This window comes from Pseudomonas sp. FSL W5-0203 (genome assembly GCF_001896155.1).
GTDB lineage: Bacteria > Pseudomonadota > Gammaproteobacteria > Pseudomonadales > Pseudomonadaceae > Aquipseudomonas > Aquipseudomonas paracarnis.
Genome location: NZ_MPOR01000002.1, coordinates 263,739 through 276,894 on the forward strand (window position 1 = coordinate 263,739; position 13,156 = coordinate 276,894).

Consider the following 13,156-nt stretch of genomic DNA (forward strand, 5'->3'; position numbering starts at 1 on the left):
ACAAAACAGGGCGACAGTCTGGCAAGTTCAGGGGCTGGCTTTCAACCAAAGCCCCTGCCTTTTTAACTGCCCAGTGCACCGCGCACTGAGCCTAGCACTTAGCCCTGCAAGGCAGCCAAAGTCAGGTCCAGGCAATGGCGGGCCTTGGTGACCAGCTCGTCGATTTCAGCCTTGCTGATGACCAGTGGCGGCGAAATGATCATAGTGTCGCCCACGGCGCGCATGATCAGGCCATTTTCAAAGCAGAAGGTTCGGCAGATCATGCCGGCGCCTTTGCCTTCGTGACGCTTGCGCGTCGCCTTGTCCTGCACCAGCTCGATCGCACCGAGCATACCGACGCCGCGTACTTCACCCACCAGCGGGTGATCGCCCAGTTCCCTCAGACGTTTCTGCAAATACGGTGCCGTTTCGTCGTGCACTCGGTTAACGATTTTTTCATCGCGCAGGATGCGGATGTTTTCCAGCGCAACAGCCGCGGCCACCGGGTGACCGGAGTAGGTAAAGCCGTGGTTGAAATCGCCCCCTTCGTTGAGCACCGCCACCACTTCGTCACGCACGATCAGGCCGCCCATGGGCACGTAGCCCGAGGTCAGGCCCTTGGCGATGGTCATCATGTGCGGCTTGAGGTCGTAGAAATCGCTACCGAACCACTCACCGGTACGGCCGAAGCCGCAGATTACTTCGTCGGCGACAAACAGGATGTCGTACTTGGCGAGGATTTCCTTGATGCGCGGCCAGTACGTGGCAGGCGGCACGATCACGCCACCGGCGCCCTGGATCGGCTCGGCAATAAAGGCGCCGACGTTGTCCACGCCCAGCTCCAGGATTTTCTCTTCCAACTGGTTTGCGGCCCACACACCGAATTCCTCGGGGCTCATGTCGCCGCCTTCGCCAAACCAGTACGGCTGCGCGATGTGGGTAATGCCCGGGATCGGCAAGTCGCCCTGCTCGTGCATATAGGTCATGCCGCCCAGGCTGGCGCCGGCCACGGTAGAGCCGTGGTAGCCATTCTTGCGGGCAATGATGGTTTTCTTGTTGGGCTGGCCCTTGATCGCCCAGTAGTGGCGGACCATGCGCAACATGGTGTCGTTGCCTTCGGAGCCAGAGCCGGTGAAGAACACATGGTTCATGCCGGCCGGTGCGACATCGGAAATGACCTTGGCCAACTCCAATACCGGCGGGTGTGCGGTCTGGAAGAACAGGTTGTAGTACGGCAGCTCTTTCATCTGCTTGGCGGCGGCATCGGCCAGTTCATCGCGACCGTAACCGATCGCCACGCACCACAGGCCGGCCATGCCGTCGAGGATCTTGTTGCCTTCGCTGTCCCACAGGTAAACACCGTGGGCTTTGGTGATGATCCTTGGGCCTTTCTCTTTCAATTGCTTGAAGTCGCTGAACGGCGCCAGGTGGTGATCATTGCTCAAGGCTTGCCATTCACGGGTTTGCGGGTTGTTGCTGGACATACCAATCTCCTAGACTTTTCAGTGAAGGCGCGCCATTTAAAAGGCGCGCCCGGCGCATCAGACGGCGAAGAGCAGGAATTCCCGCTCCCACGAACTGATCACGCGCTTGAAGTTTTCATGCTCGGCCCGCTTGACCGCGACGTAGCCTGTGATGAATTTTTGCCCCAGGTATTTCTCGATGGTCTTGCTGTTTTCCATGCGTTCCAGAGCGTCTTCGATGGTCAACGGCAGGCGCAGGTTGCGCCGCTCATAACCACGGCCCACCACCGGCGCGCTCGGGTTATGGCCTTCGACCATGCCGATGTAGCCGCACAACAGGCTGGCGGCAATCGCCAGGTACGGGTTGGCGTCGGCTCCCGGCAGGCGGTTTTCCACGCGGCGGTTCTGCGGGCCGGCATCCGGTACGCGCAGGCCGACGGTGCGGTTTTCTTCGCCCCATTCCACGTTCACCGGCGCCGAGGTATCGGGCAGGAAGCGGCGGAACGAGTTCACGTTGGGGGCGAATAAAGGCAGCAATTCAGGGATGAACTTCTGCAGGCCGCCGATGTGGTTGAGGAACAGCTGGCTCATGGTCCCGTCTTCATTGGAGAAGACGTTCTTGCCGGTGGCAATGTCGATGATGCTCTGGTGCAGGTGCATCGCGCTGCCGGGCTCGCCGGTCATGGGCTTGGCCATGAAGGTGGCGGCCACGTCGTGCTTGAGCGCGGCTTCACGCATGGTGCGCTTGAACACCAGGATCTGGTCGGCCAGGGACAGGGCATCGCCGTGACGGAAGTTGATTTCCATCTGCGCGGTGCCGTCCTCGTGGATCAGGGTGTCGAGGTCCAGCTCCTGCAGTTCGCACCAGTCGTAGACGTCTTCGAACAGCGGGTCGAATTCGTTGGCTGCTTCTATAGAAAAGGACTGGCGACCGGTTTCCGGGCGGCCGGAGCGGCCAATCGGCGGTTGCAGCGGGAAGTCCGGGTCTTCGCAGCGCTTGGTCAGGTAGAACTCCATCTCCGGCGCCACGATGGGCTGCCAGCCGCGGTCGGAGTAGAGCTTGAGGACTTTCTTAAGCACGTTGCGCGGCGACAGCTCGATCGGGTTGCCTTGCTTGTCGTAGGTGTCGTGGATCACCTGGGCGGTCGGTTCGATGGCCCAGGGCACCAGGAATACCGCGTTCTGGTCGGGGCGGCAGATCATGTCGATGTCGGCCGGGTCGAGCAATTCGTAATAGATGTCGTCTTCGACATAATCGCCGGTCACGGTCTGCAACAGAACGCTCTCGGGCAGGCGCATGCCTTTTTCGGCAATGAACTTGTTGGTCGGCGAGATCTTGCCCCGGGTAATGCCGGTGAGGTCGCCAATCATGCATTCGACTTCTGTGATCTTGTGGTCTTTCAACCAATCGGTGAGCTGGTCGAGGTTGTTACTCATAAATGCCTCTGGGCTGGGTTTCCTGGCATCCATTAAAGGCCAGGCGTTGGTTGACGCAGCATCCGCGTCGTTTTTTCATTCAGGGTAGGAGCTTACCTGCCATTTGCCCGCAGGTTGCATTCCTCAGGCCAAAGTTGTGCGCAATTATGATCGGCACGGCGGATGAGGGTCGCTCAGTGGCGTCGGAGATGGCAAAAAGGAGATCGGCCGGGCCGTCAAGAATATTGGCCGGTGCCTGAGCATTCACACGGGGCGAATGAGCTGCGGACAAAGCCTGGCTGGAGCAGGCGCAGACGCCGATTGGCGGCAGGTGAAACATGAAGCACCCCGGTATTATTGCTGTTATGGGTTTGAATCGAGCTTAGCCTTGTTCATTTTTTTACACAACACCCCCGTAAAAAATCCTACACGGCCCGCTCAAGCCTGCAGGTCCCAAGCCCCTAAAACCCAAAAAACCGCCCCAAAACCCCGCAAAAAAGGCTCCATGGCGCTTTTTTAGGGCAAAAAATGCCTCGCTTGACTTCGGCAGGCCGTTCGGGTTGACTGAAACCAGAAAAGATCAATGATTGATATTTTTAACAACAAAGGTGTTGCATCATGTCGGTACCCCCGCGTGCCGTTCAGCTTAACGAAGCGAACGCGTTCCTTAAGGATCATCCTGAGGTTCTGTACGTAGACCTTCTAATTGCGGATATGAATGGTGTGGTGCGCGGTAAGCGCATCGAACGCACCAGCCTCCACAAGGTTTACGAGAAGGGCATTAACCTGCCTGCCTCTTTATTTGCCCTGGATATCAACGGCTCTACGGTGGAAAGCACCGGCCTGGGCCTGGACATCGGTGATGCTGACCGAATCTGTTATCCAATCCCCGACACCCTGTGCAATGAACCCTGGCAAAAGCGCCCTACCGCGCAACTGCTGATGACCATGCACGAACTTGAAGGTGAACCTTTCTTCGCCGATCCGCGCGAAGTGCTCCGCCAAGTTGTTACCAAGTTTGACGACCTCGGTCTGACCATCTGCGCCGCCTTCGAGCTTGAGTTCTACCTGATCGACCAGGAGAACGTGAACGGCCGGCCACAACCGCCCCGCTCACCGATCTCCGGCAAACGCCCGCACTCGACACAGGTCTACCTGATCGACGACCTCGACGAATACGTCGACTGCCTCCAGGACATTCTGGAAGGTGCCAAGGAGCAAGGCATCCCGGCGGACGCCATCGTCAAGGAAAGTGCCCCGGCGCAGTTCGAAGTGAACCTGCACCACGTTGCCGACCCGATCAAGGCCTGTGATTACGCGGTACTGCTCAAGCGCCTGATCAAGAACATCGCCTACGACCATGAGATGGACACCACCTTCATGGCCAAGCCTTACCCAGGCCAGGCAGGCAACGGTTTGCACGTGCACATCTCCATTCTGGACAAGGACGGCAAGAACATCTTTGCCAGCGAGGATCCCGAGCAGAACGCCGCATTGCGTCACGCGATCGGCGGTGTGCTGGAGACCCTGCCCGCCCAAATGGCGTTCCTGTGCCCCAACGTCAACTCCTACCGTCGTTTCGGCGCACAGTTCTACGTGCCGAACTCGCCGTGCTGGGGCCTGGATAACCGCACCGTGGCGATTCGCGTACCCACCGGCTCGTCCGATGCCGTGCGTATCGAACACCGTGTGGCTGGCGCCGATGCCAACCCTTACCTGCTGATGGCCTCGGTATTGGCGGGCGTGCACCACGGCCTGACCAACAAGATCGAGCCGAACGCTCCGGTGGAAGGCAACAGCTACGAGCAGAACGAGCAGAGCCTGCCGAATAACCTGCGCGATGCCCTGCGTGAGTTGGACGACAGTGAGGTAATGGCCAAGTACATCGATCCTAAATACATCGATATCTTCGTCGCCTGTAAGGAAAGTGAGCTGGAGGAGTTTGAACACTCCATCTCCGACCTTGAGTACAACTGGTACCTGCATACCGTGTAAGCGGTTGCTGCAATAAAAGAACGCCGCTGATTTTGGTCAGTGGCGTTTTTTTATGGGTTTATTTTGGAAACCGGGTTCGCCTCATCGCAGGCAAGCCAGCTCCCACATTTGATCGCGTTCCAACCTTCAAATGCGTTCCATTGTGGGAGCTGGCTTGTCGGGTCGCCGCATCGCTGCGATAGCGGCCTGGCAGACAACACACCTTCCTGCTCATACAATGCCCGCTGCCTTGTAGGAGACATCCATGACCACCCGCCCCGCCGCCCCTCGCAAACCCCGCGCCCGCAGCCAGGCCCGGATCGATGCGATCCTTGAAGCCGCCCGCACCTTGCTGGCCGCCGAAGGTGTGGCCAGTTTGTCGATCTACAGCGTGGCCGAACGAGCACAGATACCACCGTCATCGGTGTACCACTTTTTCGCCAGTGTGCCGGCGTTGCTGGAGGCGTTGACCGCTGACGTTCACGCAGCCTTTCGCGCCGCCATCCAGGCGCCCATCGAGCATGAATCGCTCAAGCATTGGCGCGACCTGTCCTACATCGTTGAACAACGCATGCTCAGCATCTACAGCAACGATGCCGCGGCGCGCCAGTTGATCCTCGCTCAGCACGGGTTGACCGAAGTGACCCAGGCCGATCGCCAGCATGATCTGGAATTGGGCGACTTGATGCTGGCGGTGTTCAATCGCCACTTTGAAGTGCCAACGCTACCGAGCGATGTGGACGTGTTTGCCCTGGCATTGGAGTTGAGCGACCGCGTGTACGCGCGCTCGGTGCATCAGCATGGGCTGATTACGCCGCGCATGGCGGAGGAAGGGATGCGGGTGTTTGACGCGTATGTGGGGCTTTATTTGCCGGCCTATCTGCCTAAGCGCTGATCGTTCCCACGCTCTGCGTGGGAATACATCCCGTGGCGCTCTGCGTCACCTTTGGCACAGCGGGACGCGGAGCGCCCCAGGCGGCATTCCCACGCAGAGCGTGGGAACGATCAGTGGCGTTATCACAACTTGGCAATCGACACCTCAGTGGATTTCACAAAGGCAATCACTTCACTGCCGATCACCAGCTCCAACTCCTTGACCGAACGGGTGGTGATCACCGAGGTGACAATGCCGGACGCGGTCTGCACGTCAATTTCCGACAGCACGTCGCCAACCACGATTTCCTTGATGGTGCCTTTGAACTGGTTACGCACGTTGATGGCTTTAATAGTCATGGTGTTTTTCCTGTGTGAGTTATTGAGCCCAACGCAATTGCGTCGGCAGCGGTGAAACAGGTTCGGGTTCCGGTGGGGAACCGGGTAGCGATAGCACGCGGTTGAGCACTTCGGCTTCCAGCGCGGCCAGGCGATGTGAGCCACGGGCCCGTGGGCGTGGCAGGTCGATGTTCAGGTCGAGGCCGATTTCGCCGTTTTCAATCAGAATCACGCGGTCGGCAATCGCCACGGCTTCGCTGACGTCGTGGGTCACCAGCAACACCGTGAAACCGTGCTTGCGCCACAGGTTTTCGATCAGTTGCTGCATCTCGATGCGGGTCAGGGCATCCAGTGCGCCCAGCGGCTCATCGAGCAGCAACAGGCGCGGCTGGTGGATCAACGCCCGGGCGAGTGCCACGCGCTGTTTCTGGCCACCGGACAACGCCGCCGGCCATTCATTGGCGCGCTCGGCCAGGCCAACCGCTTCCAGCGCATCCAGCGCTTTGGGCCGCCAGTCGCCCTTGAGGCCCAGGCCGACGTTATCGATGATCTTTTTCCAGGGCAGCAAACGCGCTTCCTGGAACATCAACCGCGTATCTTCAATCGCTTCGTGCAGTGGCGCGGAGCCGGCCAGCAGCTCGCCGCCACTGGCTTTGTCCAGCCCCGCCAGCAGGCGCAGCAAGGTACTTTTGCCGCAACCACTGCGACCGACCACGGCCACGAACTGCCCCGCAGGAATATGCAGGTCGATCTCTTTGAGCACTTGGCGGGTACCAAAGGCCTTGCGCAATTTGCGCACTGCCAGCGGGATGCCCTTCAACAGACGCGGAGGTTGTTGAGCCGTCATGCTGCACCTCCTTTGACTTGGTACGCCGGGTGCCAGCGCAGCCACACACGTTCCAGCCCACGGGCTGCCAGGTCGGCCAGTTTGCCGAGGATGGCGTACATGACGATGGCCAGTACCACCACGTCGGTTTGCAGGAATTCACGGGCATTCATCGCGAGGTAACCGATGCCGGAACTTGCCGAAATGGTTTCCGCCACGATCAGCGTCAGCCACATGAAGCCCAGGGCGAAGCGCACCCCCACCAGGATCGACGGCAGCGCGCCCGGCAGAATCACTTGCCAGAACAGGCTGAAACCGGACAAGCCATAGCTGCGCGACATCTCCACCAATGCCGGGTCGACATTGCGAATGCCGTGGTAAGTGTTCAGGTAGATCGGGAACAAGGTACCCAGGGCCACCAGGAAAATTTTCGCGGTCTCATCAATGCCGAACCACAGGATCACCAGCGGAATCAGCGCCAGGTGCGGCACGTTGCGGATCATCTGCACGGAGCTGTCGAGCAAGCGCTCGCCCCACTTCGACAAGCCGGTGATAAAGCCCAGGGCCAGACCGATGCTGCCTCCGATCACAAAGCCCAGGCCGGCGCGCCAGCCGCTGATGGCCAGGTGCGTCCAGATTTCGCCGCTGACCACCAGGTTCACCCCGGCTTCGATCACTGCACTCGGCGCTGGCAGAATGCGCGTCGACAACCAACCCGCCGACACCGACAACTGCCACACCGCCAGCAATAAGATCGGCAGCACCCAGGGCGCCACGCGATGGCTGATTTTTTCTAAGTCCATAACGGCGCCTCAGCTCTGTGACGCAGCTTTGGGAAGGATGTCGTTGGCAACCATCTCGCCAAACGGGCTGACGTAGCCGGCGCTTTTGGGCAGCTCGGGACGTTCGATATCCAGGTGCGGGAACAACAGCTCGGCGACCCGATACGACTCTTCCAGGTGTGGATAACCGGAGAAGATAAAGGTATCGATACCCAGGTCCGCGTACTCCTTGACCCGTGCCGCAACCGTGGGGCCATCGCCCACCAGCGCCGTCCCTGCGCCGCCACGTACCAGGCCGACGCCGGCCCACAGGTTGGGGCTGACTTCCAGGTTGTCACGGCTACCACCATGCAAAGCTGCCATGCGTTGCTGGCCCACCGAATCGAAGCGCGCCAAGGACGCCTGGGCGCGGGCGATGGTCTCGTCGTCCAGGTGGGAGATCAGTTTGTCGGCGGCTTTCCAGGCTTCGTCGTTGGTTTCGCGCACGATCACATGCAAGCGAATGCCAAAGCGCACCGTGCGTCCCAGTTTTGCAGCCTTGGCGCGTACCTGCGCGATCTTTTCCGCAACGGCTGCCGGCGGCTCGCCCCAGGTCAGCACCATCTCCACCTGTTCGGCCGCCAAGTCCTGGGCGGCCTCGGAGGAACCGCCGAAATACAGCGGCGGGCGTGGCTGCTGGATCGGTGGGTAGAGCAATTTGGCGCCTTTGACGCTGATGTGCTCGCCGTCGTAGTCCACGGTCTCGCCTTCCAGCACACGGCGCCAGATGCGGGTGAATTCCACCGACGCCTGGTAGCGCTCTTCATGGCTCAAGAACAATCCGTCGCCAGCCAGTTCTTCCGGATCGCCACCGGTGACCAGGTTGAACAGCGCACGGCCACCAGACAGGCGATCCAGGGTCGCGGCCTGACGCGCGGCCACGGTCGGGGAGATGATCCCAGGGCGCAGGGCAACCAGGAATTTCAAGCGCTGGGTCACGGGGATCAGCGAGGCGGCCACCAACCACGAGTCTTCGCAAGAGCGGCCCGTAGGGATCAACACCCCGCCGAAACCCAGGCGGTCGGCAGCCTGGGCCACTTGTTGCAGGTAACCGTGGTCGACAGCGCGGGCGCCTTCGGCGGTGCCAAGGTAATGACCGTCGCCGTGGGTGGGCAGGAACCAGAAAATATTGAGGCTCATGGAGTTGTCTCCTGAATGAAGTCGGATTACGGCGCTTTGGCAACCGCGGCGGGTGGCGTCCAGATCACGTCCTTGATGCTCAAGGGCTTGGGGATCAATTTGAGTTGGTAGAAGGTGTCTGCGATTTTCTGCTGGGCGGCGACCACTTCCGGGGTCAGGAACAGCGCGCCGTAGCCCTGGCGTTTCACCGATGTGAGGGTGATATCTGCCGGCAGGCCGAGCAGTGGGGCGACCTGCTCAGTCACTTCCTGCGGGTTGGCCTTGGACCATTCGCCTACCGCACGCACCTCTTCCACCAACGCCTTGATCACTTGCGGGTGCTGTTCGGCGTAGGGTTTGGTGGCTAGGTAAAACTGATGGTTGTCGGCAATTGCGGTGCCGTCTCGCAGGGTGCGCGCTTGCAGTTGCTTCTCGGCGGCGGCCTGGTACGGGTCCCAGATTACCCAGGCGTCCACGCTGCCACGCTCGAATGCGGCACGGGCATCGGCGGGGGGCAGGAACACGGTCTTTACGTCGGTGTAGTTGAGGCCGGCATCTTCCAGGGCACGCACCAGCAGGTAGTGCACGTTGGAGCCTTTGTTGAGCACGACCTTTTTACCCTTGAGCTCGGCCACCGATTTGATCGGCGAGTCCTTGGGCACCAGGATCGCTTCGCTGGTAGGCGCGGGTGGTTCGTAGGCGACGTAGAGCAGATCGGCGCCAGCCGCCTGGGCAAACACCGGTGGGGTTTCGCCGGTAACGCCGAAGTCGATGGAGCCGACGTTCAGGCCCTCGAGCAATTGCGGGCCACCGGGGAACTCGGTCCACTGCACCTGCACGCCTTGGTCGGCCAGGCGTTTTTCCAGGGTGCCCTTGGCCTTGAGCAGCACCAGGGTGCCGTACTTCTGATAACCGATCCGCAAGGTCTCGGCGGCTTGGGCTTGAACGATGGCGCCGAAGGACACAGCCGCAGCAAAGAGTGCGACCAGACCACGACGCAAGATGACAGTGCGCATGGCGCTCTCTCCAACTGTGCGATTAGGGTTTTGGCTGCACCTGCTTGGCCGTTGTCGGCTGAGTAAGGTGAGGGTTTCCAGCTTTTCGGGGTGAGGCTCAGATGCTCCAGCGAGCACTCAACAAACGTTCATTCAATACGTCAGGGTCCAAAGGTTTTGGCCGTCGCGCCATGGCGCTGTAGAGCTGCTCCAGGGCTTCGTGCAGACGCTGTTCAAGTACCGGCACCAGTTGCGCCTGAACACTGCCTTCGCCATAGGCGATCTGGCTGTCTTCGGCAAAAATACCGTGGAGCAATTCCTGCGCCTTGAGGGCCGACAGCACCGGCTTCAGGGCGTAGTCCACCGCCAGCATGTGGGCGATGCTGCCGCCGGTCGCCATCGGCAGCACCACCTTATGGGCCAGCGCACGCTCCGGCAGCAGGTCCAGTACAGTTTTCAACGCCCCGGAAAACGACGCCTTGTACACCGGCGTGGCGATCACCAGCCCGTCAGCATTGGCGACTTGTTGCAGCAGGTCGATGACCTTGGGGCTGTCGAAGCGTGCGTGCAGCAAGTCTTCAGCCGGGAAGTCCCGTACCTGGTAACTCACCACTTCCACCCCCTGCTGTTGCAGCCACTGACGGGTTTTATCCAGCAAGACCCCAGAGCGGGAACGCTGGCTGGGACTGCCTCCAAGTGTTACGACCAGCATGCAGGAGATTCCTTGAGCAAGTGTCGGCGGTTCGCTGTGCGGCGATGGCGCCAAGATGGGATAGACCTTATCAGCAGATTTATATATCTATAAATCTTATTTATTCATTTGTTTATTCCATAAATACATAAGCGTTTAACCAATCGCCAGGCGAAAAAAAAGGCCGTCGAAACGGCCTGAAAACCCCTGCTGTGTGAGACGGTTTGCAACTTGAAGCCTGTGCTGTTCATGAGGCCGCCATCGCGGGCGAGCCCGGCTCCCACAGGGGAATGCGGTCAACTGTGGGAGCCGGGTTTGCCCGCGATGGCGATATCAGCCTTAACGATTGGGTTGTGGGGTAAGACGCAGGTACGGCTTCACCGCGCGATAGCCCTTGGGAAAGCGTTTCTTGATCTCTTCCTCGTCCTTGAGTGACGGCACGATCACCACTTCATCCCCATCCTGCCAGTTGGCCGGCGTCGCCACCTTGTGGTTGTCGGTCAGTTGCAGCGAGTCGATCACCCGCAGGATTTCATGGAAGTTACGCCCGGTACTGGCCGGGTAGGTGATGGTCAGGCGGATCTTCTTGTTCGGGTCGATCACGAACAAGGAGCGCACGGTGAGGGTATCGCTGGCATTCGGGTGGATCAGGTCGTAGAGGTCCGAGACCTTGCGGTCGGCGTCGGCCAGGATCGGGAAGTTGACCACGGTGTTCTGGGTCTCGTTGATGTCTTCGATCCACTTGTGGTGCGAGTCCACTGGGTCTACCGACAGGGCGATGGCCTTGACCCCACGCTTGGCGAATTCGTCCTTGAGCTTGGCGGTGAAACCCAGTTCGGTAGTGCACACCGGCGTGAAGTCCGCCGGGTGGGAAAACAACACTCCCCAGCTGTCGCCCAGCCATTCGTGGAAGCGAATCTTGCCGGCGCTGGAATCCTGTTCGAAGTCGGGGGCGATGTCGCCCAGTCTTAGGCTCATGGTGTGGCTCCTGATGAGTGCTTATGGAGCCCACTGTGCATGGATTTTTTGTGATTTAAAAAGAATAAATATCGATTTATCTAGACGATAAAAGAATATTAAAAATCAGTTCATTGGACTTGGGAACGGCCTGAGGCCAACATCGCCTTCAAGGTTCGAGAAGGCCTTGAGACGCTGCAAAAAAGAGGGATTCAGGAAGGGCTTGCGGGGGTTGAGCCCGACTTGAACAGCAAGACACCTTGCCCGGCATTGCGCCGGGCAAGGTTTTACAGTCTTACAACAGCGGGATCGAGTAGCTGACGATCAAGCGGTTTTCGTCCTGGTTACGCGCGTTGGCGATGTCGCTGCGCCACATAGCGTTTTTCCACGCCACGCCGACGTTTTTCAGCGGACCTTCCGGTACGACGTAGGCAACAGTGATGTCACGTTCCCACTCGGACTGGCCGGTGAACTCGGTACGGTTGCTGGCGACGGTGTCGATATGATCACCTTTCAGGTAAACCACACCGGCGGTCAGGCCAGGCACGCCGACTTTGGCGAAGTCGTAGGAGTAGCGAGCTTGCCAGGTACGCTCGCCGGCACGGGCGAACTTCTGGATCTGCATGTCGGTGGTGATGTAAGCCGACGAGCCGTCACCCTGGTTCAGCCAAGGGAAGTCGCTGCTGCCGTTGCTGACCTGGTAACCGCCACCGAAGGTGTGGCCGGCAACCGAGTACAGGAACAGGCCGCTGTACAGGTTGTTGTCGACTTTGCCACGGCCGGAGTTCACGCCGCTGTAGTTGCCCGTCGAGAAGTAAGCGGACTGGTTGCCGTTGTTACCATCGTCGGAGCTGTTGAAGTAGCGCAGGTCAGACTTCAGCACGCCTGGACCAATGGCCCAGTTGTGGGTCAGGCCCAGGAAGTGTTGCTTGTAGAAATCTTCCAGGTTGCCGTAGTAGTACTGGGCGGTCAGATCCTTGGTGATCTTGTAGTCGCCACCGGCGTAGTAGAACTTGTTGCTCGAACGCCAGTTCACACCACGGCTGTTGGCGCCGGAGATGGACAGGCTTTCGTTGTTGCTGGAGTTACGGCCCTTGGCTTTTTCGATCTGGCCGGCGACCAGGGTCAGGTCCTTGATGTCGCTGGAGGTGATCTGGCCACCCTGGAAGGTCTGCGGCAGCATACGACCATCGTTGGTGACGATGACCGGCAGCTTGGGCTGCAAGGTACCCAGCTTCAGTTCGGTCTGGGAGATCTTGGCCTTGGCGGTCAGGCCCAGGCTCGAGTAGTTATCAACGGCTTCGCCATTGGACTTGCTCGGGAAGATAGTGCCGCCGTAAGAGCTGGCAGTCGCACCGTTGGTGCCGCCGCCGGAATCCAGGCGAACACCCAACAGGCCGATAGCGTCGAGACCGAAGCCAACAGTGCCTTGGGTGTAACCGGAGATGAAACGCAGATCGAAGCCTTGGCCCCATTCTTCGTTCTTGCTCGGGTTGGCCGTGCCTTCGCGGTTATCGGTGTTGATGTAGAAGTTACGCAGGCCCAGTGTGGCCTTGCTGTCTTCGATGAAACCGGCAGCGCCTGCTTGCTGAGCGATTGCGCCCAACGTTACAGCCACAGCCAAGGTGGACTTCTTCATGTACCGCTCCTCTCATTTCTAATTTTTGTATTTCTTTGGTCTCGGGTCTGACGCCCTCGATCCA

The 13,156-nt window shown here is 59.6% G+C and carries 12 protein-coding genes; 2 read left to right on the forward strand and 10 right to left on the reverse strand.

Annotated elements, in window-relative coordinates; genetic code table 11:
• Positions 1-98: 98 nt before the first annotated feature.
• Positions 99-1,463 (reverse strand): aspartate aminotransferase family protein, encoded by a 1,365-nt coding sequence (locus BOP96_RS03475; protein ID WP_014720386.1) that lies wholly within the window; start codon positions 1,461-1,463, stop codon positions 99-101.
• Between the two features lie 57 nt (positions 1,464-1,520).
• Complete coding sequence (locus BOP96_RS03480) at positions 1,521-2,879, reverse strand: glutamine synthetase family protein (RefSeq protein WP_003195249.1); 1,359 nt, start codon at positions 2,877-2,879, stop codon at positions 1,521-1,523.
• 597 nt (positions 2,880-3,476) lie between these two features.
• On the opposite strand from BOP96_RS03480, the gene BOP96_RS03490 reads away from it, so the two are divergent.
• Together BOP96_RS03490 and BOP96_RS03495 are read left to right on the forward strand one after the other, a co-directional pair.
• Positions 3,477-4,853: a glutamine synthetase family protein gene (locus BOP96_RS03490; protein ID WP_003195252.1), complete on the forward strand. Its 1,377-nt coding sequence runs from the start codon at positions 3,477-3,479 to the stop codon at positions 4,851-4,853.
• Between the two features lie 244 nt (positions 4,854-5,097).
• Positions 5,098-5,727, forward strand: coding sequence for a TetR/AcrR family transcriptional regulator (locus BOP96_RS03495; protein WP_073451845.1), 630 nt, complete (start codon positions 5,098-5,100; stop codon positions 5,725-5,727).
• 122 nt (positions 5,728-5,849) lie between these two features.
• Here BOP96_RS03495 and BOP96_RS03500 read toward each other — a convergent pair whose 3' ends face one another.
• The 8 genes from BOP96_RS03500 to BOP96_RS03535 all read right to left on the reverse strand — a co-directional run bounded on the left by BOP96_RS03500 (position 5,850) and on the right by BOP96_RS03535 (position 13,092).
• Entirely contained in the window at positions 5,850-6,065 is a 216-nt protein-coding gene (locus tag BOP96_RS03500) for a TOBE domain-containing protein (protein ID WP_003176783.1), read from the reverse strand.
• Positions 6,066-6,084: 19 nt separating this feature from the next.
• Positions 6,085-6,891 carry an aliphatic sulfonates ABC transporter ATP-binding protein gene (gene ssuB, locus BOP96_RS03505; protein WP_014720389.1) on the reverse strand — a complete coding sequence of 269 codons (807 nt, stop codon included), beginning with the start codon at positions 6,889-6,891 and terminating at the stop codon, positions 6,085-6,087.
• Complete coding sequence (gene ssuC, locus BOP96_RS03510; protein WP_003195258.1) at positions 6,888-7,673, reverse strand: aliphatic sulfonate ABC transporter permease SsuC; 786 nt, start codon at positions 7,671-7,673, stop codon at positions 6,888-6,890. Before ssuC ends, ssuB begins: the two co-directional genes overlap by 4 nt.
• Positions 7,674-7,682: 9 nt before the next feature.
• The gene (gene ssuD / locus BOP96_RS03515; protein WP_003195260.1) at positions 7,683-8,831 is read right to left on the reverse strand and encodes an FMNH2-dependent alkanesulfonate monooxygenase; all 1,149 of its coding nucleotides are present in this window, start codon (positions 8,829-8,831) and stop codon (positions 7,683-7,685) included.
• 26 nt (positions 8,832-8,857) lie between these two features.
• A complete protein-coding gene (locus BOP96_RS03520) occupies positions 8,858-9,826 on the reverse strand; it encodes a sulfonate ABC transporter substrate-binding protein (protein ID WP_014720391.1) in 969 nt (322 codons plus the stop codon).
• A gap of 97 nt (positions 9,827-9,923) precedes the next feature.
• On the reverse strand, positions 9,924-10,517 hold the full coding sequence (ssuE, locus tag BOP96_RS03525) for an NADPH-dependent FMN reductase (protein ID WP_014720392.1): 594 nt from the start codon (positions 10,515-10,517) through the stop codon (positions 9,924-9,926).
• A gap of 318 nt (positions 10,518-10,835) precedes the next feature.
• Entirely contained in the window at positions 10,836-11,474 is a 639-nt protein-coding gene (locus BOP96_RS03530) for a peroxiredoxin (protein WP_003195267.1), read from the reverse strand.
• Between the two features lie 274 nt (positions 11,475-11,748).
• Positions 11,749-13,092 carry an OprD family porin gene (locus BOP96_RS03535; RefSeq protein WP_014720393.1) on the reverse strand — a complete coding sequence of 448 codons (1,344 nt, stop codon included), beginning with the start codon at positions 13,090-13,092 and terminating at the stop codon, positions 11,749-11,751.
• Positions 13,093-13,156: the final 64 nt, after the last annotated feature.

What these genes read in the sequence shown, in the direction of transcription:
- BOP96_RS03475 (WP_014720386.1), bottom strand. Translation starts at nt 1,463, where the DNA reads ATGTCCAGCAACAACCCGCAAACCCGTGAATGGCAAGCCTTGAGCAAT.
- BOP96_RS03480 (WP_003195249.1), bottom strand. Translation starts at nt 2,879, where the DNA reads ATGAGTAACAACCTCGACCAGCTCACCGATTGGTTGAAAGACCACAAG.
- BOP96_RS03490 (WP_003195252.1), top strand. Translation starts at nt 3,477, where the DNA reads ATGTCGGTACCCCCGCGTGCCGTTCAGCTTAACGAAGCGAACGCGTTC.
- BOP96_RS03495 (WP_073451845.1), top strand. Translation starts at nt 5,098, where the DNA reads ATGACCACCCGCCCCGCCGCCCCTCGCAAACCCCGCGCCCGCAGCCAG.
- BOP96_RS03500 (WP_003176783.1), bottom strand. Translation starts at nt 6,065, where the DNA reads ATGACTATTAAAGCCATCAACGTGCGTAACCAGTTCAAAGGCACCATC.
- ssuB (WP_014720389.1), bottom strand. Translation starts at nt 6,891, where the DNA reads ATGACGGCTCAACAACCTCCGCGTCTGTTGAAGGGCATCCCGCTGGCA.
- ssuC (WP_003195258.1), bottom strand. Translation starts at nt 7,673, where the DNA reads ATGGACTTAGAAAAAATCAGCCATCGCGTGGCGCCCTGGGTGCTGCCG.
- ssuD (WP_003195260.1), bottom strand. Translation starts at nt 8,831, where the DNA reads ATGAGCCTCAATATTTTCTGGTTCCTGCCCACCCACGGCGACGGTCAT.
- BOP96_RS03520 (WP_014720391.1), bottom strand. Translation starts at nt 9,826, where the DNA reads ATGCGCACTGTCATCTTGCGTCGTGGTCTGGTCGCACTCTTTGCTGCG.
- ssuE (WP_014720392.1), bottom strand. Translation starts at nt 10,517, where the DNA reads ATGCTGGTCGTAACACTTGGAGGCAGTCCCAGCCAGCGTTCCCGCTCT.
- BOP96_RS03530 (WP_003195267.1), bottom strand. Translation starts at nt 11,474, where the DNA reads ATGAGCCTAAGACTGGGCGACATCGCCCCCGACTTCGAACAGGATTCC.
- BOP96_RS03535 (WP_014720393.1), bottom strand. Translation starts at nt 13,092, where the DNA reads ATGAAGAAGTCCACCTTGGCTGTGGCTGTAACGTTGGGCGCAATCGCT.